The 24,339-nt window shown below is 67.4% G+C and carries 22 protein-coding genes; 7 read left to right on the top strand and 15 right to left on the bottom strand.

Going from position 1 to position 24,339, the window contains the following annotated elements:
• Positions 1-110: 110 nt before the first annotated feature.
• Positions 111-1,124, top strand: coding sequence for a DUF1223 domain-containing protein (locus tag ACTTAI_RS09790; RefSeq protein ID WP_444455532.1), 1,014 nt, complete (start codon positions 111-113; stop codon positions 1,122-1,124).
• A gap of 10 nt (positions 1,125-1,134) precedes the next feature.
• On the opposite strand, the gene ACTTAI_RS09795 is transcribed toward ACTTAI_RS09790, so the two are convergent.
• Genes ACTTAI_RS09795 through tkt form a run of 3 tightly spaced genes read right to left on the bottom strand, consistent with a single transcriptional unit; the run spans position 1,135 to position 5,008 of the window.
• Entirely contained in the window at positions 1,135-2,019 is an 885-nt protein-coding gene (locus ACTTAI_RS09795) for a lysophospholipid acyltransferase family protein (RefSeq protein WP_444455533.1), read from the bottom strand.
• Positions 2,020-2,024: 5 nt separating this feature from the next.
• Positions 2,025-2,993, bottom strand: coding sequence for a DMT family transporter (locus ACTTAI_RS09800; protein ID WP_444455534.1), 969 nt, complete (start codon positions 2,991-2,993; stop codon positions 2,025-2,027).
• Complete coding sequence (gene tkt / locus ACTTAI_RS09805) at positions 2,990-5,008, bottom strand: transketolase (RefSeq protein WP_444455535.1); 2,019 nt, start codon at positions 5,006-5,008, stop codon at positions 2,990-2,992. The genes ACTTAI_RS09800 and tkt overlap by 4 nt, the downstream gene beginning before the upstream one ends.
• 265 nt (positions 5,009-5,273) lie before the next feature.
• Here tkt and ACTTAI_RS09810 point away from each other — a divergent pair, with 265 nt between their 5' ends.
• Complete coding sequence (locus tag ACTTAI_RS09810; RefSeq protein WP_444455536.1) at positions 5,274-5,855, top strand: hypothetical protein; 582 nt, start codon at positions 5,274-5,276, stop codon at positions 5,853-5,855.
• The gene (locus tag ACTTAI_RS09815; RefSeq protein WP_444455537.1) at positions 5,848-6,231 is read left to right on the top strand and encodes a cell division protein ZapA; all 384 of its coding nucleotides are present in this window, start codon (positions 5,848-5,850) and stop codon (positions 6,229-6,231) included. Before ACTTAI_RS09810 ends, ACTTAI_RS09815 begins: the two co-directional genes overlap by 8 nt.
• Before the next feature lie 78 nt (positions 6,232-6,309).
• Here the strand turns inward: ACTTAI_RS09815 and ACTTAI_RS09820 are convergent, their stop codons facing one another.
• Together ACTTAI_RS09820 and ACTTAI_RS09825 are read right to left on the bottom strand one after the other, a co-directional pair.
• A complete protein-coding gene (locus ACTTAI_RS09820) occupies positions 6,310-6,501 on the bottom strand; it encodes a hypothetical protein (protein ID WP_444455538.1) in 192 nt (63 codons plus the stop codon).
• A gap of 187 nt (positions 6,502-6,688) precedes the next feature.
• Positions 6,689-7,141 (bottom strand): Rrf2 family transcriptional regulator, encoded by a 453-nt coding sequence (locus ACTTAI_RS09825; protein WP_444455539.1) that lies wholly within the window; start codon positions 7,139-7,141, stop codon positions 6,689-6,691.
• Between the two features lie 229 nt (positions 7,142-7,370).
• Here ACTTAI_RS09825 and ACTTAI_RS09830 point away from each other — a divergent pair, with 229 nt between their 5' ends.
• The 4 genes from ACTTAI_RS09830 (at position 7,371) to ACTTAI_RS09845 (ending at position 12,234) form a co-directional block, all read left to right on the top strand.
• On the top strand, positions 7,371-7,949 hold the full coding sequence (locus tag ACTTAI_RS09830; protein ID WP_444455540.1) for a hypothetical protein: 579 nt from the start codon (positions 7,371-7,373) through the stop codon (positions 7,947-7,949).
• A gap of 134 nt (positions 7,950-8,083) precedes the next feature.
• On the top strand, positions 8,084-10,828 hold the full coding sequence (locus tag ACTTAI_RS09835) for a methyl-accepting chemotaxis protein (protein ID WP_444455541.1): 2,745 nt from the start codon (positions 8,084-8,086) through the stop codon (positions 10,826-10,828).
• 141 nt (positions 10,829-10,969) lie between these two features.
• The gene (locus ACTTAI_RS09840) at positions 10,970-11,764 is read left to right on the top strand and encodes a threonine/serine exporter family protein (RefSeq protein WP_444455542.1); all 795 of its coding nucleotides are present in this window, start codon (positions 10,970-10,972) and stop codon (positions 11,762-11,764) included.
• 2 nt (positions 11,765-11,766) lie between these two features.
• Positions 11,767-12,234: a threonine/serine exporter family protein gene (locus tag ACTTAI_RS09845; protein ID WP_444455543.1), complete on the top strand. Its 468-nt coding sequence runs from the start codon at positions 11,767-11,769 to the stop codon at positions 12,232-12,234.
• A 12-nt stretch (positions 12,235-12,246) separates the two neighbouring features.
• Here ACTTAI_RS09845 and ACTTAI_RS09850 read toward each other — a convergent pair whose 3' ends face one another.
• The 10 genes from ACTTAI_RS09850 to ACTTAI_RS09895 form a co-directional block, all read right to left on the bottom strand.
• Entirely contained in the window at positions 12,247-13,149 is a 903-nt protein-coding gene (locus ACTTAI_RS09850; protein WP_444455544.1) for a hypothetical protein, read from the bottom strand.
• A 268-nt stretch (positions 13,150-13,417) separates the two neighbouring features.
• The gene (locus tag ACTTAI_RS09855; RefSeq protein ID WP_444455545.1) at positions 13,418-15,076 is read right to left on the bottom strand and encodes a urocanate hydratase; all 1,659 of its coding nucleotides are present in this window, start codon (positions 15,074-15,076) and stop codon (positions 13,418-13,420) included.
• Positions 15,069-16,169, bottom strand: a complete 1,101-nt coding sequence (locus ACTTAI_RS09860; RefSeq protein ID WP_444455546.1) for a DUF917 domain-containing protein — start codon at positions 16,167-16,169, stop codon at positions 15,069-15,071. Before ACTTAI_RS09860 ends, ACTTAI_RS09855 begins: the two co-directional genes overlap by 8 nt.
• Complete coding sequence (locus ACTTAI_RS09865) at positions 16,166-17,407, bottom strand: Zn-dependent hydrolase (protein ID WP_444455547.1); 1,242 nt, start codon at positions 17,405-17,407, stop codon at positions 16,166-16,168. Before ACTTAI_RS09865 ends, ACTTAI_RS09860 begins: the two co-directional genes overlap by 4 nt.
• The gene (locus tag ACTTAI_RS09870; RefSeq protein ID WP_444455548.1) at positions 17,404-18,786 is read right to left on the bottom strand and encodes a dihydroorotase; all 1,383 of its coding nucleotides are present in this window, start codon (positions 18,784-18,786) and stop codon (positions 17,404-17,406) included. The genes ACTTAI_RS09865 and ACTTAI_RS09870 overlap by 4 nt, the downstream gene beginning before the upstream one ends.
• 9 nt (positions 18,787-18,795) lie before the next feature.
• Positions 18,796-19,539 carry an ABC transporter permease gene (locus ACTTAI_RS09875; protein WP_444455549.1) on the bottom strand — a complete coding sequence of 248 codons (744 nt, stop codon included), beginning with the start codon at positions 19,537-19,539 and terminating at the stop codon, positions 18,796-18,798.
• Positions 19,536-20,462 (bottom strand): ABC transporter ATP-binding protein, encoded by a 927-nt coding sequence (locus ACTTAI_RS09880; protein WP_444455550.1) that lies wholly within the window; start codon positions 20,460-20,462, stop codon positions 19,536-19,538. Before ACTTAI_RS09880 ends, ACTTAI_RS09875 begins: the two co-directional genes overlap by 4 nt.
• The gene (locus ACTTAI_RS09885; RefSeq protein WP_444455551.1) at positions 20,459-21,640 is read right to left on the bottom strand and encodes an ABC transporter permease; all 1,182 of its coding nucleotides are present in this window, start codon (positions 21,638-21,640) and stop codon (positions 20,459-20,461) included. Before ACTTAI_RS09885 ends, ACTTAI_RS09880 begins: the two co-directional genes overlap by 4 nt.
• Positions 21,641-21,749: 109 nt before the next feature.
• A complete protein-coding gene (gene osmF, locus ACTTAI_RS09890) occupies positions 21,750-22,661 on the bottom strand; it encodes a glycine betaine ABC transporter substrate-binding protein OsmF (protein ID WP_444455552.1) in 912 nt (303 codons plus the stop codon).
• Position 22,662: 1 nt separating this feature from the next.
• Positions 22,663-24,297 carry an aromatic amino acid lyase gene (locus ACTTAI_RS09895; RefSeq protein WP_444455553.1) on the bottom strand — a complete coding sequence of 545 codons (1,635 nt, stop codon included), beginning with the start codon at positions 24,295-24,297 and terminating at the stop codon, positions 22,663-22,665.
• Positions 24,298-24,339 lie beyond the last annotated feature (42 nt).

Consider the following 24,339-nt stretch of genomic DNA (forward strand, 5'->3'; position numbering starts at 1 on the left):
CCCGCCGCGGCAGGGCGTCGCAATGCAACCTTTAGGCACATCGCAAAACCTTGATTGGCTCTGATTGCGTCCTCGGTTTAGGAGGAGGACTGCAGTTACAGCGAGGCATCATGGCACGCGCGACCTTTAGCGCCGCGATCGAAGGGATGATCCTGTCGGGCCTTCTTGCCGTTGCTCCCGTGGTCGCATGGGCGCAGGCGGGCCCGGTCGATTCCTTTGGTGCGGGCATGATTGACGGGGGCATGGTCAGCGGAAGCGCCGCCTTCGCGGGCGGTTCGACCTCTTCCCCGGCGGGGTCGGATCTGCGTCTGGCCGATGCAGAACCTGCTTCGCCCGCGCCCGGCTCCTTGCCCGGTGCGTCGCTGGTCGAAAGTCTGAACCGGGCGCTTGAGCGCGCGATCGGGCAAAAGACCGTCGCCAAGCCGCAGGCGAATACGCTGATTGCGCCCTCGGCCGCGCCCGCGCCCTCGCCGGTGGTGGTGGAGCTCTTCACCTCGCAGGGCTGTTCCGCCTGTCCGCCCGCCGATGCGGCGCTGGCCAAGATCGCGGCCCGGCCCGATGTGCTCGCGCTGTCGCTGCATGTCGATTACTGGGATTACCTGGGGTGGGAAGACCCCTTTGCCCAACCCGCCTTTACCGCCCGGCAAAAGGCTTACGCCCGGGCCGCGCATCTGCGCACGCTTTACACGCCGCAGGTGATCGTGGCGGGCACACAATCGCTGGTGTCCCCCGCCGATCCGGAACTGGATGCGGCCATTGTTGCGGCGGCGTCCGCGCCGCCCACCGTGGCGATGACCGTCAGCCGTGGCGCCGAACCCGGTCAATATGCGATCGATCTGGCCGCGGCCCGTCCGCTGAAACAGGGCACGGTGGTGCAGATCGTGCGCTATGTGCCGCAGGCCCGGGTCGAGATCCTGCGCGGCGAGAATGCCGGTCAGGTGCTCGACTTCGTCAATGTGGTGACGGCCTGGCATGCGGTCGCCGAATGGGATGGCAAGGCGCCGGTGCGGCTGAATGCAAAGATCGAGGGCGAAGAACCTGCGGCGGTGATCGTGCAGACCGCGCTGCCGGGCAAGACCGTGCCGCTGCCCGGTCCCATCCTTGCCTCGGGTTGGCTGCGCTGAGGCGCGCCGCCTAGCGGATCTTCCAGCGCCGGTGAATCCAGAACCATTGCTCGGGATGGGCGCGCACCCGCGCCTCGAGCCGGTCGTTGAACGCCTGACACATCGCTTCGGGCGTGCCTGTCGCGATTGGTTCTTCCACTTCGAGCGCGAAGCTCAGACCGTCCGGCTGACGCGTCGCGAAGATCGGCAGCAGCGGCAGGTCGTAACGCAGCGCGATGTCCGCCGCCGAAAGCGCGGTGCGGGCCGTGCGGCCGAAGAAAGTCAGATCCGTGCCCGCGCCCAGATACTGGTCGATGGCCAGCCCGATCATCCCGCCTTCGCGCACGAAGCGCATCATCTTGGTCATGCCGCGTTTGGAGCGCGGAAACAGCGGCTGCGCCACCCGCTCGATCGCATCGACATAACGGGTGTTGAAATCGCGGTTCCGCATCGGCCGGTAGAGCCCGCCAATGTTGTAGCCCCGCCCGGACAGGCCGCCGCGAATGGCGTCGTAATTGCCGAAATGCCCGGTCACCAGAACCGCGCCCTTTCCCTCGGCATGCAGCTGTTTGAGCAGCGCCGCCCCGGGCCCCTGCAGCGGCAGATCGCGGCAGCGCGCGACGAATTCCGGCCCCGAGAACATTTCAGCCAGACAGCGGCCGACATTATCGGGCACGGCGCGCACGAGCCGCTCGACCTCGGCCTCGGGCAAATCGGGCAGGACCAGAGCCAGATTGTCCCTGATCCGGCGCCGCCAGCCCGCCAGAGGCGCCACCACGCCGGTGAAGAACCGCCCCGACAGCTCCACGCGCGGGCCATAGGGCAGCAGGCGCAAGCCTGCCATCAGCGCCGTGAAGGCGGCGGCAGTCAGCCGGTCGGTCAGCGAAGGCGCTGGAAAACGGTCGGTATCAGCCATCGTGCTCACCTGTCCGAAGCGGTCGGTTCGGCGGCACGCCGAGCCTCGGCGCGCTCGCGCGACCAGACATAGACACCCGCCGCCGCGATCACAACTGCCCCCAGAACCGTGTAGCGATCAGGAAGTTGTGCGAAGAAGGCCCAGCCCCAGAGGCTGGAGAAGATCAGATCGGAATAGCCGAAGGGCGCGATCGAGCCCGCCTCGGCTTTGCGAAAGGCGACGATCAGCGCCGCTTGTCCCACCGCGCCAAGCGCGCCCACCGCGATGAAAAGCGGAAAGTCGATCGGCGCCACCTCTTGCCAGAAGAAGGGCAGGGCGAGCGAGGAAAGCCCGGTGCCCACCATCGCCGACCAGATCACCGAAGTGGCGGTGGAATCAAAGCGCACGACGCGTGTCAGCAGCGCGCCGCCCGCATAGGTGAAGCAGGCCAGAAGCGCGAGGATCGCCGCCGGATGCATCACGCCCGTGCCCGGGCGCAGCACGATGAGCGCCCCCGCGAAAGCCGCGACAATGCCGATGATCCGCCCCGCGCCGAGCCGCTCGCCCAGAAAGAGCGCCGCGCCAAGGGTGATCAGCACCGGCGACAGCGCCCCCAGTGCTGCCGCATCGGCCAGCCCGATATAGCGGATCGCCAGAAAGAACAGCGCGACGGTGCCCATCTGGAAACAGCCGCGCAGGAACTGCAGCCCCGGTTGCTTCGAGCGCACCAGCGACACGAACCGGCCCCGGAACAGCAGCGAGACGAGCGCAAGGTTCACCGCGAAGCGCGCCCAGATCACCATCGCGGGCGGATAGTCCTGTGCCAGTTTCTTCGCCGCCACATCCATCAGGCCAAACAGCATCAGCGCGATCAGGAACAGCCCGATGCCCTGCGCGGTGGCCTTGGCCTTTGCCTCGGCGGCCAGCCGAACGGAGGAGGGGGCCGTTTCCGGCCCCCCCGCTTGTCCCGCCGCGTTGTCGCGAAGATCGCTCACAGCAGGCTCTTGACCTTGGCGGCGATGGCTTCGGGCGTGATGCCGAATTCCGCGTAAAGCCGTTCCGCCGGAGCCGAGGCGCCAAAGCCCTCCATGCCGACGAAACCTGCCTTGCGCTCCATCCCGCGTTCGCCCAGAAGCCAGCGGTCCCAAGGTTGACGGATTGCGGCTTCCACCGCAACGCGCACGGCGCCCGCGGGCAGGATGCGCTTGCGGTAAGCTTCGTCTTGCGCCGCGAACAGCTCCATGCAGGGCATCGAGACGACGCGGGTGCCGATCGCTTCCGCCTGAAGCAGGTCGCGCGCCTTCAGCGCGATCTCGACCTCGGAGCCCGTCGCCATCAGGATCGCCTGACGCTTGCCTTCGGCCTCGGCGATGACATAGGCGCCCTTGGCGGTCAGGTTCTTCGCGTCATGCTTGGTGCGCAGCGTCGGCAGGTTCTGACGGCTGAGCGCCAGCACCGAAGGCGTGCGTTCCGACGACAGCGCCAGTTCCCAGGCCTCGGCGGTCTCGATCACGTCGGCCGGGCGGAAGGTCCAGGTGTTCGGCGTCGCGCGGCAGATCGCCAGATGCTCGACCGGCTGGTGCGTCGGGCCGTCTTCGCCCAGACCGATGCTGTCATGCGTCATCACGTAGACGGTGGGCACGCCCATCAGCGACGACAGCCGCATCGCGCCGCGCGCATAGTCGGTGAAGCAGAAGAAGGTGCCGCCATAGGGACGCACGCCACCATGCAGATACATGCCGTTCATCGCCGCCGCCATCGCATGTTCGCGAATGCCGTAGCGCATGTAGCGGCCCTTGTGGTTGTCGGGCATGAAATCCTCGATATCCGAGGTTTTCGTCAGGTTCGAGCCGGTCAGGTCGGCCGAGCCGCCGATGGTTTCGGGCACGACCGGGTTGATCGCGGCCAGAACCATTTCAGAGGCCTTGCGGGTGGCGACCTTCGGCGCGGCTTCCGACTGCGCCTTCTTGAAGGCGCGCACGGCCGCAGCCAGCTTCGGCGCGACGCCGCGGGCCATCTGACGCTCGAATTCGGCGCGCTTGCCCGCGGGCAGGGCGGCCAGACGGGCCTCCCATTCGGCGCGTTCGGCCGCGCCGCGCGACCCGATCGCTTCCCAGTCCGCCTTGATGTCGGCCGGGATCACGAAGGGACCATGCTCCCAGCCGTAAGCCTCGCGGGTCAGCTTGATCTCGGCATCGCCCAAGGGGGCGCCGTGCACGGCATAGCTGTCGGCCTTGTTCGGGCTGCCGAAGCCGATCAGCGTCTTGCAGTCGATCATGACCGGACGCTTGGCCTTTTTCGCCGCGGTGATCGCGCGGTCGATGTCTTCGGCATCATGACCGTCGCAGGACAGCACATCCCAGCCCGAGGCGGCGAAGCGCGCTTTCTGGTCGGTCACGTCCGAGACCGTCACCCGGCCGTCAATGGTGATGTTGTTGTTGTCCCAAAGCACGATCAGATTGTCGAGCTCCTGCTTGCCCGCCAGACCGATCGCCTCTTGCGAGATGCCTTCCATCAGGCAGCCATCGCCCGCGATGACATAGATCTTGTGGTCGACAATCTTGCGGCCAAACCGCGCCGCCATCGATTTTTCCGCGATCGCCATGCCGACGGCGGTCGAGATCCCCTGACCCAGCGGCCCGGTGGTGGTTTCGACGCCCTCAAGGTGACCATATTCCGGGTGACCCGCCATCCGCGCGCCCCACTGACGGAAGTTCTTCACTTCCTCAAGCGTCGATTGTTCGTAGCCGGTCAGGTGCAGCAGCGCATAAAGCAGCATCGAGCCGTGGCCCGCCGACAGCACGAACCGGTCGCGATCCGCCCAGTTCGGCGCTTTCGCGTCGAATTTCAGGTGGTTGCGGAACAGCACGGTGGCAACGTCGGCCATGCCCATCGGCATGCCGGGGTGACCCGAATTCGCCGCCTGCACGGCATCGATCGCCAGCACGCGGATCGCGGTGGCAAGCTTCCAGTGATCGGGGTTCTTGGCCCGCAGAGCGGCGATATCCATGGGGTGCATCCTTTGTTGCGCCGAAATCTTCGGCCCCCGTGATATCAGGGATCGGAGCAGATTCAAGCTTGCGCCCCAAGTGCTTGATGCAAAAAGGTGGGAGGAGCCGCGCCATGCCGCTAGAATGGGGCGTGAACCCGTGCGGACGCGATTCGCCACGGCGTGTCGTCATACCCTTGCCTGCACGGGCCGCGTTGACGACAGCGACCGGATGAACGAGACGAACGACAAGAACGAAGACCAAGGGCAGTTAGCGAGGGATGGGATGACCGAACTGGTCGAATATGAGCGCCGCATCGCCTATGCGCTCGAACGCATCGGGCGGGGCGTCGAGACGCTGTCCGAGCAGCGGGCTGCGGCGGCGCAATCCGTTGCCATGGCTGTGCCAGAGCCGCTGCCGGAACCGGAGCCGGAACCAGAGCCTCCCGTCGAGACCGGCCCTTCGGAAGACGTGCTGGCGCTGCAGGCCGAGCTTGAGGCCGAACGGGCGGCCAGCGCGCAGTTGACCGAACGGGTGCTCGCGATCCGCGAAAAGCAGGAAACGACGCTCGCTGCGCTTGAAAAGCGGCTCAGCCAGGCGACCCGCGCCCTTGAGGCGGTGCAGGTCGAGGCGAACCGGCTGAAGCGCGCCAACAACGATCTGATCGAGGTGAACCGGCAGCTGATCGACGGGGCGGGGCGGATCGATCCTGCCTTGGTCAACCTGTCGATGCAGGCGGAACTCGAAGCTTTGCGCGCGGCCCGGGCCTGGGAGGCCTCGGAGCTGTCGGATATCGTCAGCGGGCTGGCCCCGATCGTGGCGGCGCATGTGAAGGGACAACCGGCGGGGGGCTCGGACAATGGCTGAATTGCGCATCACCATCGGCGGGCGCGATTTCGACGTGGCCTGTCAGGAGGGCGAGGAACAATATCTGAAAGCCGCGGCCGCGATGCTCGACAACGAGGCACAGGCGCTGTCGGTGCAGCTGGGCCGCATTCCCGAGGCGCGGATGCTGCTCATGGCTGGTCTGATGCTGGCCGACAAGGCCGCCGGGGCCGAGGACAATGTCCGTGTGCTCAGTGCCCGCGTCGAAGAGCTGGAGAGGCAGCTGGCGGTGGCGAGATCCAACCCGGTGAAGATCGAAGTGCCGGTGGTGCCGCCTGCGGTGACCGAAACCCTGGCCGAGATCGCCGCCCGGGCCGAGGCTCTGGCCGATCGGGTCGAAGAGGCGGTCAGCGCGTAAGTCGCGCCGTCCGGCAAGCGAAAAAAAAGGGTGTGACGGGCCGACCGTCACACCCTTTGTCATGTCGGGGTCTGGTGTTCAGGCGAAGCGCCACAGGAACACGCCCGACCAGAGCACGACCAGAATCGCCGTGGTCAGCAGATGCGAGGGCGGCACCTCGCGCAGTTGCGCCGCAAACCCACGCGAGAGTGCAGGCATCTTGTGCCATTGCGGCGCGGCGTCGGGGCGCATCGGGGCGAAGGCTTGAGCGGCAGTCGTGGCAGCGGTCATCGGGGCGGCTCCTGTCCTGAGGGATCGTTGGAGAATGCCATTAAAATCTACCGCATAAGTCGAGTATTGCAAGGGAATTCCCGCGTCTCTTTTGGGGATGACTTTGGGAAAATCTTCTCCGTCGCGACAAGCTGGATGACGCGCCAAACCTGTGTTTGGCGCGTAAAGTCTTGAAAAGTGGATGAAATCAGCTTTCGAGCAGCTTCGCAGCCGGATTTCCGGCGCGCAGCATGTCAGCCAGCGTCAGCGACTCGATCAGCACCAGATAGGACCAGAAGACCTCCGCAAAGACCTTGCGGATTCGGCATGCCGCCTCGTCCTCGCAATCATCGCAGGGCTGATAGGCGGTACGCGACAGGCACGGCAACGGCGCAATCGGCCCATCGATCCGGCGCAGCAGATCCGAGAGCGAAATCTCCTGCGGGGCCTTGAGCAGGGTGTAGCCCCCCGACCGGCCGCGGATCGAGGCCACGACCCCCGCCTTGCGCAGATCAAGAAGGATATGCTCCAGAAACCGCTTCGGCGTGCCCGAGCGGGTGGCGATCTCCTCGATCGTCAGCGCTTGCGGGCTTTCCCGTCCGGCTTCGTCGGCCAGCTCCAGCAGCGCTTTGAGCGCGTATTTCATCTTCTGCGTGATCATGATTCAGCCTTACGGGCGACGGCCCGGTTTATCAACGTCGATCTTGTCGAGTTTTCAGGCAATTTGCGCCTGTGCGACGAAAAAAACCGGACGGCGGTGCGGGAAGCCCCAGGAACCGTCTCCGAAGGTCACGTTGCGCCGCGTCCACGGCTTTTCGACGCGGTCGCCCGTTGCCAAGCGGATCGATTGCGCCTAGCTCAAAGGGTGCTTTTCAGGATCCCGCTTCAACATGACACTTCCGGCCTTCACCCTTGCCGTGCTGGCGCTGCTGCTGGCCCCGGGGCCGACGAATACGCTGATGGCGGTGGCCGGGGCGAGCCACGGGCTGGGGCGGGTGCTGCGCCTGCTGCCGGTCGAACTGGCGGGCTATCTGACGACGGTGGTGCCGCTTGCCCTTCTTGGCGCGGGGCTGGCCAGCCATGCCCCCCGCGCGGCGCTTGCGCTGAAGCTTGTCGCGGCGCTTTGGGTGATGGTGCTGGCGGTGCGGCTCTGGCGCTCGGGCGGGGCGGGGGGCAGCGGATTTCGGATCGGCGCGGGGCGGATTTTCATCACCACGCTTCTCAACCCAAAGGCGCTGATCTTCGGTCTGGTCCTGCTGCCCGCGCCCGCGCTTGCCGATTTTGCCGCGCGGCTTTCGATCTTCGCGGCGCTCGTGCTGACCGCTGCCCTTGTCTGGGGCGGCTTTGGAGCGCTCAGCCATGATCCGGCGCAGGCGGCGGGGGCGCAGCTTGGCCGGTTGCGTCGGCTTGCATCTGGCTGGCTGGCGCTTGTCTCGGTGTCGCTGCTTTGGGGCGTTTTGCGCAGCTGACCGGAGCGCATTAATCGCATCGCAAATTTTGCCCGCCAATCCTGTGCGCCGACGCGACAGGAGGCCCCGATGCTCTTATCCCGATTCTCCGACCCGTGGTGCCTGCAGCGGTGTCCGATGCGCGAGGCAGGGCGATGACCCGGCTGACGGCGCTTGGGTCGAGCCTGACGGTGAAGATCCTTGGCCTCGTGCTGGCGCTTGTGACCGTGACGGCGCTTGCGGTGGGGATCAGCCTCGCGGTCTTTCAGCAGGCCGATGCAAGCCTGCGGGATCTGGCGGGCAAGGATGTGCCCGCCCTGCGCGCGGCGATGGGGTTGTCTGCGGCGACGGGCGGGGTTGGTCAGCAGATGCTGGCGATCGTCTCGGCCGAAACCACGGCCGAGCTTGCGGCTGCGCAAGCTGCGCTGCAGGCGACGCTCGCCGATCTTGTGGCCGCCGTTCAGGCGCAGGGGGATGTGGCGCCCGTGGCCTTGCGCGACGCCGTGACGAAGATGGGGGCCGAGGCGGGCGATCTGGTGGCCGCGCGGCAGGCAAGCCTTGCCGCTGCCGCCACGACCGAGCAGGCGGTGGGCGGCATCTTCGACCTTGACCGGCGCTTGTCCGAGGCGCTGCGCAAGCGCGCCCCGCAGGCCCGCAGCGATCTCGTCCGGGCGGGGGCTTCGGCCGCGGCCGAGGTTTCGGCGCGGCTTGACGGTCTGCTTGCGCGCGATGTGGCGCAGTTGGGCGACGCGCTGGCGCTGCGGGTGGAAGTGGCGCAGCTGCGCGGGGCGGTTCTGGCGATGACGCCTGAGCTTGATACGGCCGGACGGGTGATCGTGCGCGACAGCGCCGCGGCGGCCGAAATGCGGCTGCACGAAAAGATCGCCACCATCCCGGCAGAAAGCCCCCTTGCGCCGCTGCGTCCCGATCTTGAGCGGCTGGCGGGGCTTGCGGCCGCGCTCGCAACCCCGGAGGGCTTTGCCGATCCGCGTCTGCCGCCGCAGATCCGCGGCCTTGCGGCGCGGATCGAGGCGCGGCTCGGCGCTGCGGCCGATGGCCTGTCCTCGACGCTGGCACTTGATGCGATTGCGGCGCACAAGGCCGATGCGGCAACCATCGACCGGCTGATCGCCCGTGACATTGCCCCGATGATCGAGGCCGCCCGGATCGAAGCGCAGGCCCGCGATCTGATTGCCGCCGCGCTCGCCCTTGCCTTGAGCCGCACGCCCGAAAGCCAGGCCCGCGAAAGCGCCGCGCTCGAGGCGGCGCGGGGCACTCTGGCGGGGCAGATGGCGCAGGTGCCGCCCGATCTGGCGCCACTGCTCACGGATCTTCTGAGCCGCACCGCGCCCGAAAGCGCGCTTCTCGCCGCGCATCGCGACGATATCGCGGCCCGCACTTTGGCCGCGAGCCGTTTCGAGGCGGCGCAGGCGGCGATGGCGGATATCGTCACCAGGGAGGCGGCGCTGGCCGCGACCGTGCTGGCCCGGATCAACGGCGCCAGCGTCATCGTGCAGCAGCATACGGCTGCGGCGCTGCCGACGATCCTTGCCGTCGCGGCGCTTGCGGGGGTTCTTGGGCTTGCGGTCCCTGCGCTTGCATGGCTTGGCGTCGTGCGGCCTTTGCGGCGGGCGACGCAGGCGACGGCGCGGCTGGCCGCAGGTGACAGCGAGGCCCTCACAGGACTGCGTGCTGGCCCGGGCGAGATCGGTGCGCTGATCGGGGCGCTGGCGGTCTTTCGCGAGGCGCTGCGCGCGCGTGACCAGCGCGAGGCCGCGGATCATGCCCACGCCGCGGCGCAGATCGCGGCGGAACGCGCGGCACGGCAGGCCGAACAGGCCGCAGCCGCGGCCGAGCGCGCCCGTGTCGAGCAGGAACTTGCCCGGCAGGAGGTCGAACGCGCCGACCGGCGGCAGCAACGTGCCCGCGCCGAGGCCGCGCAGGCCGCACAGCTGCAGGAGCAACAGCAGGTCGTCTCAGAGCTTGCCCGTGCGCTCGGGGCGATGTCGGCGGGCGATCTGACTGCCCGGATCGAGACGGTCTTTCCCCCCGCCTACGAGAGGCTGCGCGCCGATTTCAACCATGCGGTGGCGCGGATGGCCGATCTTCTGGGCGAGATCGTTCGGGCCAGCGGCACGGTGCAATCCGAGGCGCATCAGCTGGGCGCGGCCTCGGGCGAGCTGGGGCGCCGCACGGAAACGCAGGCGGCCTCGCTTGAAGAGACGGCGGCGGCGATGAACCAGATGGCGGCCTCGGTTGCGCAGGCGGTGGCGGGGGCGCGCGCGGCGGCACAGGCCGTGGGCGAGACCCGCGCCACCACGGCCGAGGGGCGCGATGTGGTGCGCCGGACCCTGCAGGCGATGAACGACATCGCACAAAGCTCCGAGCAGGTGTCCCGCATCACCTCGGTGATCGATGACATCGCCTTCCAGACCAATCTTCTGGCGCTGAATGCGGGCGTCGAGGCGGCGCGGGCGGGCGAAAGCGGGCGCGGTTTTGCCGTGGTCGCCTCGGAGGTGCGGGCGCTGGCGCGGCGCTCGTCGGAAGCCGCGCAGGAAATCGCCACCCTGATCGACACATCGGTGCGGCAGGTGGGGGCGGGGGTGGAGTTGGCCAGCGGCTCGGATGCCGCGCTTGGCCGGATCGAGGATCTGGTGACCCGCCTTGATCAGCTTCTGGCCGCGATCGAAACCGGCGCGGGCGAGCAATCGGCGGGCATTTCGGAAATCACCACGGCGGTGAACCAGCTTGATCAGCTCACCCAGCACAATGCCGCTATGTTCGAGGAAAACGCCGCCGCGACCCAGGGTCTTCTGGACGAGGCGCAGAGCCTGCGGGCGCTGACCGCGGTGTTCCAGATCGGCCAGGATGTCGCGCAGCCCTTGCGGCGGGCCGGGTGATGCCCATATTTAAATCAGAATATCAAGCTCTTGCCCCGCAGCCCATGGCCTCGCTCATAGCTGTTATGCAGGGGGGACTCGGCAGTTGCCGCGCTCTCTTGGGGCTGTTAGGGCGAGGCAGTTGCAAGGAAGGGGACCATCATGGGGACCGTGGATGATCCGGTGGTGGTGCGCCACCGCGAACTTGAACGCTATGCCACAGTGGCGCTGAAGGCGGGCAGGATCATGATGGAAAGCGGGGCCTCGGTCAGCGTCGTGCACCGCGGCATCACGATGATCGCGCGCGGCTTCGGCGTCGAGACGATCGGGCTGCGCTCGGGCTACACCTCGATCGCGATGACGGTGCATGCGGCGGATCAGACGATCACCCGGATGCTGCAGGTCGGGCGGCTGGGGGTGAACCACCGGCTCGATCTGGCGGTGCGCGAACTCTGCTCGCGCGCGGAAAAGGGCGGCATGACCGTCGAGGCGATCGAGAGCGAACTGGCGCGCCTCGTGCGAGAGACCCCGCGCCATTCGCCCTGGTTCACCGCCATCGCCGTCGGGCTGGCCTGCACCTCTTTCGGTCGGCTTCTGGGCATCGACTGGCTCGCCTTCGGCCCGGTCTGGATTGCGGGCGCCATCGGCCAATATATCCGCCACCACCTGCTGCATCGCGGCGTGAACATCTTCATCGTCGCGGGGGCGATTGCCTTCCTGTCGGCAACGCTTGGCGGGCTTGGCTCAATGGCGGTGCAAAGCGGCACCGTGCAGCTGGCGATGATGGCATCGATCCTGCTTCTTGTGCCGGGGGTGCCCTCGACCAACGCGCAGACCGACATCATGGACGGCTATCCGACCATGGGCAGCGCGCGGGCGGTCTGGGTGCTGATGATCATGCTGTTTGCCGCCACCGGCATCTGGTTCGCCGAGGAACTTCTGGGGATGAGGAGCTGATCATGTGGGAATTCCTGCCGCATTTTCTTCATCAGGCACTGTTTGGCGCCGCTGCTGCCGCGGGCTTCGGCGTTCTGTTCAACTTCGGCCTGCGGGCGCTGCCTTGGTGTGCGGCGGCGGGCGCGCTGGCGCTGATGGTCCGCACCGGCGGGCAGGAACTGGCCTGGAGCCTTGAGGGCGCGACCTTCGCCGCGGCGATCGTAACCTCCTGCGCGGTCTCGGCCCTGCGTGGCCAGCTTGGACCGGCCTGCAACGCGGTGGCGCTGGCGGGCTGCATCCCGATGGTGCCGGGTGCTTTCTTCGGGCAGGCGCTGCTGGGCTTCTTCGCGCTCACTGCGCCGCACCCGGTCGATGCGGTCGACACGTTCGTGAGCGCCGCCGAGAACATCATCCGCGTGATCTTCACCCTTGCCGCGATGGGGGCGGGTCTGGCGATTCCGGCGCAGCTGCTGAGAAATCAGGATTTCTGAGGCGGCAGGCGGTTACTTCTCGCCTTCGCACATCAACCTGCCGGGGTCGTCTTCGGCGATCTCGGGCAGGGCATGCGGACTGTCCCCGGGCATCGGCTCCTGCTGGCGCGCGCCCCGCACCGAGGCGCCGAACTTGCGCTCGATCTCCGCGTGCGGGGCGGAAAACACATAGGTTTCGCGAAAGGCAGTGGTGCCGATCTCGGTTTCCAGACGCAGCGCCACGAGTGCAAGGCCCAGATACGTCCCGCGCAGGGGCACGTCGATCTGTTGCACCACGCCCGTCTTGCGCGACCGCAGGGGCTGCGCGGGCGGGGGATTGCCCGGCGGCCAGAGGATCTCGCCCCCCGCGCCGGAGAGGCTGCGCAGCCCGTCGGGATCCGTCGCCGTGATGGGAAAGGCCGCCCAGAGGCTGCGCGTGAAGGCCTGATGATCTTCGGTGAAGCTGCACGCTTCGATGCCGCGCAGAAAATCGTCGAGCACCGGCAGCACCGGCGCGGGCTCGGCATCGGCGGTCCCCGGATCAAAGCGCAAAAGCGCCCCTTCCGCGGTGGCGATCACCAGCTGTCCGCGCTTGTCCATCGCCAGAAATTCGGCGTCGCGATCCTGAAACCGGGGCGGGCAGACGATGTCCTGCCCCTGTTGCACGACGGCAAGGCCGACGCCGGGGAAAAGCACTTCATAGCGCAGGTAATCGCAGCGTTCGCCCGCGACATCACGGGTTTCTGGGCGGCGGGTGATCACGCAATCGCCCGCAAACAGCGTCTCTCCCTTGGCCGAACTCATGCTGCAGGCGCCCTCATGCACTTTGACACCGTCGGCCTCGCCCGCGGCCGCAGGGACGGCGCAGGGCAGGGCGGCAAGGCTCAGAAACAGCCCCGCCGCGGCAGGCATGGAGGATCGGTGAAACAAGGCCATCGCGCAAACCCCGAATGAGCGACATTGGCGGTGACTATCGTGGCCGAAGGTGAAGGCGATCCTAAGGCGCGGCGGATTTCTGCCCCCGTTTCGGGATTTGTGCCGAACTGCCCGGAAAACGAACAGGCTGATTTCCGTTTGCGCGCAAATGAAGGGCGATCTGGACAGGGGGGCGAGCCGGGCAAGGCGCGCGCTGTTTGCCCGGCTGCCCAAGACAAAGGGGCACCCTTGGGTGCCCCTTGCCGTCACTGCGCAGTCGTCGCAACGCTCACAGGCGGATATGCCCCACCGCCTTTTGCGCGGCCTCGTCAAGGGCATCCGCATAGCCTGCATCGGCATAGCGGATCACCCCAAGGGCCGTATCGTTCGTCAGCGCCATGCGCAGCCGGGTTTCGGCCGCGGCACTACCCTCGGCGATGATCGTCACACCGGCCGAAGTCATGTAACCCGCATAGCCACCGCCGCCCGAATGCACGGTCACAAGATCGGCGCCGGAAGCGCACAGTGTCATCGCGTCAAGCAGCGGCCAGTCGGCAATCGCATCCGAGCCGTCGCGCATGTTTTCGGTCATGATGTTCGGATGCGCCATGCCGCCCGCATCCAGATGATCGCGCGAAAAGGCGACAGGCCCGGCCAGCTCGCCCGAGGCCACCATCCGGTTCACCGCCACCGCCAGATCGGTGCGTTCGCCATGACCCAGCCAGGCGATCCGCGCGGGCAGCCCCTCGAAGGGGACGTTTTCGCGCGCAAGGCGGATCCAGTTCGTCACGATCTGATTGTTCGGGAACATCTTCAGCACCAGATCGTCGATGCGGCGGATGTCGTCCGGGTCACCCGACAAAGCCATCCAGCGGAACGGCCCGATGGCACGGCAAAAGAGCGGGCGCAGATAGGCCTCGGTGAAGATCGGAATGTTGAAGGCATTCTCGACCCCGCCCTGTTTTGCCTGCGTGCGGATCAGGTTGCCGTTGTCGAAAACCTCGGCGCCGCGGCTCTGGAATTCAAGCATGGCAGAGACGTGACGGGCGATGCTGGCCCGGCCTGCCTCGATCAGCTCCTCGGGGTTTTGCTCGCGCAGGCGGCGCACGCGGGGCAGATCGTAGCCCGCGGGAACGTAGCCGTAGACAAGATCATGTGCCGAGGTCTGGTCGGTGACGATATCGGGGGTAATCCCGCGCGCGGCAATCTCGGGGTAGATCTCGGCTGCGTTGCCGATCAGCGCAACCGAGGTCGCCCGCCCCTCGGCCCGCGCGGTGTCGATCATCGTAAGCGCGGTGTCCAGATCGGGGGCGATGGCATCGAGAAAGCCGATCTCCTGCCGCATCTTCGCGCGGGCTTCATCGACATCGACGCACAGGATCGCCGCCCCGGCCATCCGCCCCGCCAAGGGCTGCGCGCCGCCCATGCCACCCAGCCCCGCGGTCAGGATGAACCGGCCCGCCAGCGAGCTGTTGAACCGCCGCTCGGCGATCCGCATGAAGATTTCATAGGTGCCCTGAATGACGCCCTGCGAGCCGATATATTGCCACGCGCCCGCGGTGAGCCCGCCCCAGCAGATCAGCCCCTTGCGTTCAAGGTCGTAGAACACCTCGGCCTTCGCCCATTGGCCGACGATGTTGCAATTCGCCATGATCACCATCGGCGCGCCGGCATGGGTCTTCAAGATCCCCACCGGCTTGCCGGATTGGATGATCAGGGTCTCGTCTTCCTCGATCTCGGTCAGGCTTTTGACGATGGCCGCATGGGCGGGCCAGTTCCGCGCGGCCTTCCCCAAAGCCGCGTAAACGATCAGCTTTTCGGGCGCCTCGCCAACGGCAAGGACGTTTTCAAGAAGCCTGAGCAGACCCTCGGACCGCCAGTTCTTCGCGCGCAGATCCGGCCCCGAGGGGATCGGGAAATCCGGGTGACGGGGGTTATCTTTAGGCATCTTTCCCCTCCAGCGCGTATTTCGCCAGTTCAATCCCCATCGCCTTTTCGCAGGGCGGATAGACGGCGGGGTCCAGCACGCCCGCGCCCAAGGGGATCAGGCGTTTGGGCACATGCAGGATGTGAATGCGCATGCCTTCCTGCAGTTGTCCGACCGAGAGCGGCTCGGCCTCGGGCGAGAGCGTGGTGATCACATCGGGGAAAGAGGCGATGCGATTGCCGCCCGCATCGTCGATGGCCATGTATTCGTTCATAACATGGAGCGTGATGGCCGTGTCGCCCGTGCCCACGGTGACGGTGCCGATATCGAAGGCCTCTTTCGTGTAGGTCACGGATTTCTTGGTGATCACGCCCTCGGCCATCAGCACGCCGCCGGTCTTGGCTTGAATGGCATCAAGGACCGCCCCCGGCCCCTTCGGCTCGGCGGCAAGGATCGCATGGCCGAGATCGAGCGCCATCGAAATCCCCCCCAGCGCCGCATGGCGCGCCACATAAGACGCGCGCAGCGGGTTGCGGGCTGAGGCGATGAAGCCCCCCGACATGTCGGACGCCGTGCGCAGAATGGGCGAAACCTTGGCGGTCGCGCCGCGCGTGACCAGCTCGATATACCGCCCCTCATCGCGGTTGCCGCCGACCGCGGTCTGGATCATCTGTTCCGGGCTGCCCGCCATCCCGATCGAGCCCATGTCGCCGGTCGGATGGGCGCGAATATCGCCCACCGCATCGATCACCTTGCAGCCCAGAACGGCGGCCGGAAGCCAGCCGTTCAGCGTCGAGGATTTGCCGTTCTGCCCCACCATCAGCCCGGCCACCGGGGTGCCCAAAGCCTCGTTCAGAAGCTGCACCGCCTTGACGTAATCGATGCCGCGCATCTCCCAGTTCGTGGTCGAGGCCGGGGCGCCGATCGCCGCCGCCGTCGCCACGAAATCGTCAGGCGAGAGTTCGTCGATCGACACCAGCTCCGGCTTGCCCACGCCCACGGCGGCGCGGCCCAGCATCCGGCCGTGGTCGGCCCAGCCGCCGCCGCCCGCCGCATAGACCGATCCGCCGCGCACGGCGGGCTCGATATCGGCTTCGGTCAGGATGCGTTTCATCTGTCTTCTCCTTGGGTTGCCGCGTCGAAGGCAAGCACGGCCTCGGCCATCACTTCCGCCCCAAGCGCAATGTCGTCGGTTTCCGCCCATTCCTCGGGGCAGTGCGAGCGTCCCTCCTTGCAGGGGACAAAGATCAACGCGGCAGGTGCGATCCGGGCGAGGAAAGCCGCGTCATGCCCCGCGCCCGAGGCCATGCGGATATGGCTTGCGCCGCAGGTCTCGGCCGCGGTTTCAAGCCGCGCGATCAGGCCCTCATCCATCGGCGTCGGCAGGTTGTCCGACAGGATCCGGCTTTGCGCCCCGATCCCCGCAGGCAGGGTCTTGAGAGCGGCTCGAATCCACTCCAGAAAGCCCTCCATCTGCGCGCGCTCGACCGCGCGGGCGTCGATCAGCAGCCGCGCGCCGCCCGGCACCACATTCGCCGCGCCGGGGGTGATCGAAAACTCGCCCACCGTCGCGGTGAAATGCGCGCCCTTTTCGGCCTCGGCCCGGGCCTTCGCCTCGATCGCCGTCACCAGCTGCGCGGCCCCGACCAAGGCATCGGCACGCAGGTGCATCGGCGCCGTGCCCGCATGATCGGGACGGCCGGTCAGGATCACCTCGATCCGGGTGATCCCGGCAATGGCCGTGACAAGGCCAAGATCCTTGCGGGTGCTTGCCAGCACCGGGCCCTGCTCGATGTGCAACTCGAAAAACGCTTTGATGTCAGTGCGCTGCGCGGAGATCTTCGCGTCACCGCCAACGTCGTAAAGCGCCTGTTCCAAAGTCCGCCCCTGATGCGTCAGCGCCAGCCATTCGGGCGGGCGCAACCCCGCCATCGCGCGCGAGCCGATGCAGGAGACGCCAAAGACCGAGACTTCCTCGGCCAGAAAATCCGCCACGCAAAGATCGTGGCGCAGGCTGAGGCCGCGTTCGGAAAGCATCCGCGCGACTTCCAAGGCGACGATCACACCGGCCACGCCATCGAACCGCCCGCCGTCCGGCACGGTGTCGGAATGACTGCCCAAAAGGATGGTCCCGCAATCGCCAGTGCCCCGACGCGTGCCCAGCAGGTTGCCGCCCGCATCGGTGGTCACGCTCAGACCAGCCTCGGCAAAGCGGGTGGCCAGCCATGCCCGGCCCTCGTCGAAGCGGGGCGAGAACGCCCGCCGCGTCCAAGGCTGGCCCGGATCGGTGATCGCCGCGAGCGCCGCGATATCGGCACCGATGCGATCGGTACTGACGCGCAGGTTCCTCATCCGTGCACCGCCTGACGGAGGGGAAGCGGGCGGGTCGGGCGCACGAACCGCCCGGTGCCCGGCGCGGCGACGGTGTTCCCGTCAAAGACCTGCTGCCCGCGCAGCCATGTCCCTGAAACCGTCCACGGCAGTTCGATCCCGTCATAGGGCGACCAGCCCGCGACGGAATGGCGGCTGGCCTTGGCGTCATAGCGCTTCGCCACGGGTTCCAGCACGGTCAGATCGGCGTCACGCCCCAGCGCAATGCCCCCCTTGGCCGGATCGAGCCGGAAATGCCGCGCCGGGTTTTCCGCCAGAAGCCGCGCCGCCCAAGTGAGCGACACCCCCCGCGCCAGCGCGCCCTTGACGAACAAGGGCACCATCACCTCCAGCCCCGGCACGCCCGAGGCGTTCTTCAGCATCTCCGGGTTGGTCTTGCGATCCTCGGACCAGCTGACGTGATCGGTCGAGACCATCGAGACATTGCCCGCCGCCACATGGCGCCACAGCGTCTCGACCTCGGCGCGCGGGCGGATCGGCGGGTTGATCTTCGCCTTGCCGCCCAACCGGGCGACGTCGTTTTCTTCGTCGAGCGTCAGATAATGGATGCAGGCTTCAATGGTCGCGTGATGACCCTCGTCGCGGTAGCGCTTGGCGATCTCGTAACCGCGGCCAAGCGAGCAATGCACGACATGGGCCGGGCAGCCGGTCGCGGCGCCGGTCTCGTAGATCTGCAACAGCGCCAGAATTTCCGTCATCGGCGGACGCGACATCCCATGCGCGCGCCAATCGGTGATGCCCGAGGCCTCGACCGCCGCGATGGCGTCGCGCACGAAGGCGTCGTCTTCGTTATGCACGCCCGCGGCCAGACCGGTCTTTGCCACCTCGGCAAAGCAGGCCATCAGGAGCGCGGGCGGGATGCGCGGAAAGCGCTTCGGATCGGTGCCGAAGGTCGAGAATTTGAAGCCGCAGACCCCGGCCTCGGCCTGTTCGGCGATGCGGGCGGGGCCTTCGGTCGGATCGATGGTGCCATAAAGCGCAACATCGACGCGGGCCTGCGCCGCGGCCTCGGCGGCCTTGATCTCGACCGCCTTGGCCGAACAGACCAGATTGCCCTCGTCATAGGGCATGTCGACGATGGTGGTGACACCCCCCGCGGCCGCGGCGGCGGTCGAGGCGGCAAAGCCCTCGGCGCCCTTTTGCGACAGCGAATGCACCTGCGCATCGACGGCGCCGGGCAGGATCAGCGCCGTGCCCAGATCGTGACGGTCGCGCGCGGCAGGGGCCGTGCCCTCGCCGATCAGCGCCACACGGCCATCGCGCACGGCGACAAAACCGCCCTCGACCTCGCGGTCGCACAGGATCACGCGCCCTTTGAGGACAAGATCGAAATCGGACATGGTCTCTCCTTACTGCGGCCGGATCAGGCCTGCGCGATGCGCAGACCAGTTCTCAAGCCTTTGGAATGCTTCATAGATCAGGATAGCGAGAAGGCCGGTGATCAGCCCGCCCTGCACCACGAAGGCGGGATTGGCGGAGAGAAGCCCCGCGATGATCACCTCGCCCAGCGTTTTTGCCGCGACCGTCGAGCCAATCGTGGCGGTGGCCAGCGAGATCACCGCCGTCAGCCGCACCCCCGCCAAGATCACCGGCAAGGCCAGCGGCAATTCCACCTGCCAGAGCCTTTGCCGCCGCGTCATCCCCATGCCGCGTGCGGCCTCCAGCACCGAGGGCGGCAGGGTCGAAAGCGCGGTCAGTGTGTTTTCGAACACCGGCAAGAGGCCGTAGAGGAACAGCGCCACCAGCGTCGGCCCGGCGCCAAAGCCCATCGCGGGCACGGCCAAGGCCAGCACCGCGACCGGCGGAAAGGTCTGCCCGACCGAGGTGATCGTGCGCGCAAGCGGCAGAAATTCGCGCCCGGCAGGCCGCGTCACCAGCACGCCACCCGCGACGGCGACAAGGGTCGAGGCGGTGACGGCGATGCCCACAAGGGCGAGGTGGGAGAGCGTCAGGCGCAGCAGGCTCGTTTGCAGATAGACCGGCGGGGCGTTGTTGTGGGTGAGCGGCCGGAACACCTCGGTGAAGCTTTCTGGAGTGAGCAGCAGGGCCGCCAGAAGCGCCGCGGCGAGCGTCAGGAACAGCTTTGCGATCATCGGCTTGACCCCTCGGCCCGAGCTTGCAGCGCGGCCAAAGTGACGATGCCGCCCCCCGCCACGGGCAGCGCCGCGCGGCCTTCCCAGAGGCACAGCGCCAGCGCCTCGCGCAGGCTCATGTCGGGGGCGATGGGCGTGCCCGGGGCCTCGCCTGCCTCGCGCAGGGCGTCGACCGTGCTGAGCGACAACAGCCGGAACGGGCGTTCGGCCGCGCCCACCAGCGCCTCGACAAAGGGGGTGGCGGGGGCGGTCAGGATCTCGGAGGGCGGCGCGAATTGCAAGAGCCGCCCCTTGTCCATCACCGCGATGCGGTCGCCAAGCTGGATCGCCTCCTCCATGTCATGGGTGACGATGACGAGGGTGGTGCCCAACTGGCGCTGGATCGCGCGCAGATCGGCCTGCGCCTTTGCCCGGATCACCGGGTCAAGCGCGCCGAAGGGCTCGTCCATCAACAGCAGTTCCGGCCGCGCCGCCAAGGCCCGCGCGACCCCCACCCGCTGTTGTTGACCGCCCGAAAGTGCATGGGGCAGGCGGTCGCGATAGACGGCGGGATCAAGGTCGAAGAGATGCATCAGCTCGTCGATGCGGGCGGAAATCTCGGCCTCGCGCCAGCCAAGGAGCCGCGGCACGATGGCGATGTTTTCGCCGACGGTGCGGTGCGGAAACAGCCCATGCCCTTGAATCGCATAGCCGATCCGGCGGCGCAGCAGATGCGGTTCGAGCTTTGCCGCGTCCGTCTCGCCGATCCAGACCCGGCCCTTGGTCGGTTCCACCAGCCGGTTGATCATCCGCAGAAGCGTCGTCTTGCCGGAGCCCGAGGTGCCCACCAGTGCCGCGATCTGCCCGGTTCCCACGGTCAGGCTGACATCCTCGACGACGGCGCGGCCGGAATAGAGCTTGCTCAGATGGTCGAGGCGGATCATGGCGCGCTCCGGTCTTTGGGTCGCGACAGCGTCTCGATCACCAGATCAAGGCCGATGCCCGCGACGAGGGCAAGGAAGATGGTGGGCAGGGCGCCCAGAAGGATCAGGTCCATCGCGGTCTGATTGAGGCCCTGAAAGACGAAACTGCCAAAGCCGCCGCCGCCGATGAGCCCCGCGATCACCGCCATGCCGATGTTTTGCACCAGCACGATGCGCACCGCGGCCAGCACCACGGGCAGGGCCAACGGCAGCTCGACCTGCCTCAGCACCTGCGCGGGCGTCATGCCGATGCCCAGTGCCGCATCGCGCACCGCGGGCGCGACCGAGGACAGCCCGACCCAGGTGTTCGAAACGACCGGCAAGAGCGCGTAAAGAAAAAGCGCCATCAGCGCCGGGAAGGGGCCAATGCCCGCCACGCCCAGATCGGCGGCGCCCGGCACATGCGCGGCGACCCAGCCGAAGATCGGGATCATGATCCCGAACAGCGCCAGCGACGGGATGGTCTGCAGCATGTTCAACACGGTCAGCACCGGCTTGCGCAGCGGCCGCGCCATGAAGATCGCGATGCCCAGCGGCAGGCCGACGATGAAGGCAAGCCCGAGCGAGCCGAAGGCCAGAAGCAGGTGTTGCCAAAGCGAGCGCGAGAACATCTCGGCGCGGGCGGCATATTCGATCATCACCGAAGTGCGGTCGAGCCAGCCCGAGGCAAGCACCCCGGTCCCCGCCGCGACCGCGCCCGCAAGGATCGCCGCGCGGGTTCTGATCCCCGGGCGCAGCCGCGCCAAAGCATCGGTCGCCATCAGCGCAAAGGCCAGAAATTGCAGCCAGAACCCCGCCGCGGGCGAGACGCGGGCCATGCGGTTGCCCTCGGGCATCAGGCCGCGGGTGGCCAGGCCAAGGGCGAAAAGGCTGAAGCCAAGGCCCAGCACAGCGAGGCCCAGTCGCAGCCCGAGCCCGTGCCGCGCGCCAAGACCAAGCGCAAGGATTGCGGCCATGGCCGCGGCCAGCGTCCAGCCCGCAGGCCCGGGCAGCGCCGCAAGCAACTCGACCCCCTGTCCGGCAACGATGCGGTTTGGCTTGAACTGTACCAGCGGCAGCCAAAGACCGATCGCCCCGGTCAGTGCAAAAAGCAGACCGGTGGGCGAGAGGGCCGCGAGGGGGGGCAGGGCGAAACGCATCTGTCACCTCGGTCGGATGGAAGAAGGTCGGCGGTGCGCGCAACGCGCGAATGGGGCGCGCACCGCCGGGGGAGGAAAGGAGGGCGTGAGGGGGCCCGCCTTTCGGGGATCACTTCAGAAAGCCTTTGGAGGTGAGATACTCCTTGGCTACCGCTTCGGCGGGTTCGCCGCCCACCTGAATCCGACCGTTGAGATCCTGCAGCGTCGTCAGGTCGAGCGTGGCAAAGATCGGTGCCAGCACCTCGGCAATCTTCGGATTGGCTTTCAGCACCTCTTCCCGCACGAGCGGCGCGGGCTGGTAGACCGGCTGCACCGACTTGTCGTCTTCCATCACCGTCAGGCCAACCGAGGCGATGGCGCCATCGGTGCCATAGACCATCGCGGTGTTCACGCCCGAGGTCTGCGCGGCGGCGGCGGCGATGGTGGCGGCGGTATCGCCCCCCGAAAGCTGCACGATCTGATCGGGTTTGAGGGTGAAGCCATAGGTGGTCTGGAAGGCGGGCAGCGCGGCGGGCGCAGTGACGAATTCGGTCGAGGCGGCGAGCTTGATCGTGCCGCCGCCCGCGATGAAATTGCCCAGATCTGACATGGTTTTCAGATGGTTGGGCTCGGCAACGTCAGAGCGCACGGCAATCGCCCAGGTGTTGTTGGCGGGCGCGGCAGGCAGCCAGACGATGTGGTTCGCCGCCAGATCAAGCTCCGCGGCCCGGGCCGCGCCTTTGGCCGCGTCCTTCCAGACCGGGCTGTCGGCCTCGTTGAAGAAGAAGGCGGCGTTGCCGGTATATTCCGGATAGATGTCGATCTGCCCCGAGATGATCGCATCGCGCAGGATCGGCGTGCCGCCCAGCTGGACCTTGTTTTCCACCGGCAGCCCGGCGTTTTCGAGCGCCAGATAGATGATATTGCCCAGAAGGCCGCCTTCGGTGTCGATCTTCGAGGATACGGTGATCGGATCGGCCAGCGCCGCCCCTGCGCTCAGGCTCAGGGCGGCAGCAAGGGCAAGGGATTTCGTCGGGGTCATTTCAGGTCTCCTGTTGGAAAGGATGCGGTGTCGCAGGTCGCGAGGTTGGTTGATCCAACTTCTTGAAACCATTCTTTTCTTTGTGTCGGTCTTGGGAGTTTTCCACTGTCGCGCCGGGCCGGAACGGAAGAAGCTCCGCCCCCGGAAGCCAAGCCTGCGGCGCTTCGGTTGCAAGGGTCGCGTGCAGATCGGCAAGCCGTCGGCTTAGCGGAATGTCGCCCGTAAAGGGCGGCACATGACGGCGCACGAGCGTCGTCATTCGGGCGGCAAGGCCGGTGACGGGCAGGTTGCGCAGGGCGATCGCCTGCACCGAAAGCAGCGCCGTGAGGGTCAAAAGCCAGCCCAGAGCTTCGGCCTGTTCGGCCAGCCGTTCGGCGGTGAGCGGCAGAAGCAGCGCTTCGTCTTCAAGCCCAGCCGCCAGGGTCAGCGCATGCGGCGCGACGGGGGCGGCGGCTGTGGCGATGCGGGCGGATTGTTCCATCGCAAGTTTCATCAGCGGCCCGTAGCCCGTCGCCACCACGCCTTCGGGCACCAGATTGACCGGCAGGCCCGGCAGTTGACCATTCGTCAGCATCAGGCAGTGATTGAAGAGATTGCGCCCGAGCATCGCGAGCGCTGCCTGCACCGTGCCAAGCCGCAGCGCCAGTGTTGCATGATGGCTGCCGCCCGAGGTCACGATGCGACCATCGGGCAGAACGGTCGGGTTGTCATCAACCTGAGCGCTGGAAATCTGAAGCAGATCAATTGCTTCGTTGGCGACTTTCACACAGGGCGCAAGCACTTGCACCAAGAACCGCGCGGAAAGCGCATCCTGCACGCCATCCCGCGCGGGCCAGAGCATTTGTGCCGCGGTGGCGTCGCTCAGCCACTGCGCGACGGCGGCCTCGCCGGGGATCAGGCTGGCCTCGGCCGCCTGCCAGACTGCGCGGTCCACCCCCCAGGCGAGCGCCGTCACCGGCGCCTGGGCCAGCGCCTGCGCGATCCGGGCCTGCGCGGTGAAAACGGCCGAGGTGGCCGAGGCCAGCCCGAAACTGTTCGAGGCGACGGCTGCCAGACCTTCGCGCGGGCGCATCTCATGCGGCGCGAGCCCGGCGGTGGCAAAGGCTTCGGCGGCGGGCATCTCGCGACCGCGATGGATCACCGTGCCGACCCCGGTCATCGCCGTCGCAAGCTGGCCGAGTTGGCCCAGATCGCCACAGCCGACGCTGCCATGCCGGGTCATCCGCGGCAGGATGTCATGATCGAGCATTCCGGCCAGACAGTCGGCAAAGGCCTCCGACACGCCGACGCGGCCCGTGGCCACGGTGTTGAGCCGCGTGACCAGCGCCAGCCGCACGATGCCGGGGGCAACGGGAGCGCCCACCGCGACCTCGTGGGCAAGGCCAAGGCTGTGGTTGAACGCGGCCATCGCCGTGCCCTCATGGCACTGATGCTTCATCGCGCCGACGCCGGTGGTCATGCCATAGATCGGCTGGCCCGCCGCGGCGGCGGCGTCCAGTGCCGTGCGGCCCCGCCGCAGCGCCCCGCGCGCGGTTTCGCTCAACTCCACCCGCACCGGCCCGGTCAAGGCTGCGGCCAGACATGCCAGCGGCAGCGGCGTGCCGTCGATGCGGATCGGGGCTGGGGCGTCGGTCATGGGCGGCGAGTCTCCGGTCACGAAGGGAAACGATAGGCAATT

Origin of the sequence: Rhodobacter capsulatus, assembly GCF_052363175.1 — a bacterium.
Classification (GTDB): domain Bacteria; phylum Pseudomonadota; class Alphaproteobacteria; order Rhodobacterales; family Rhodobacteraceae; genus Rhodobacter; species Rhodobacter capsulatus_D.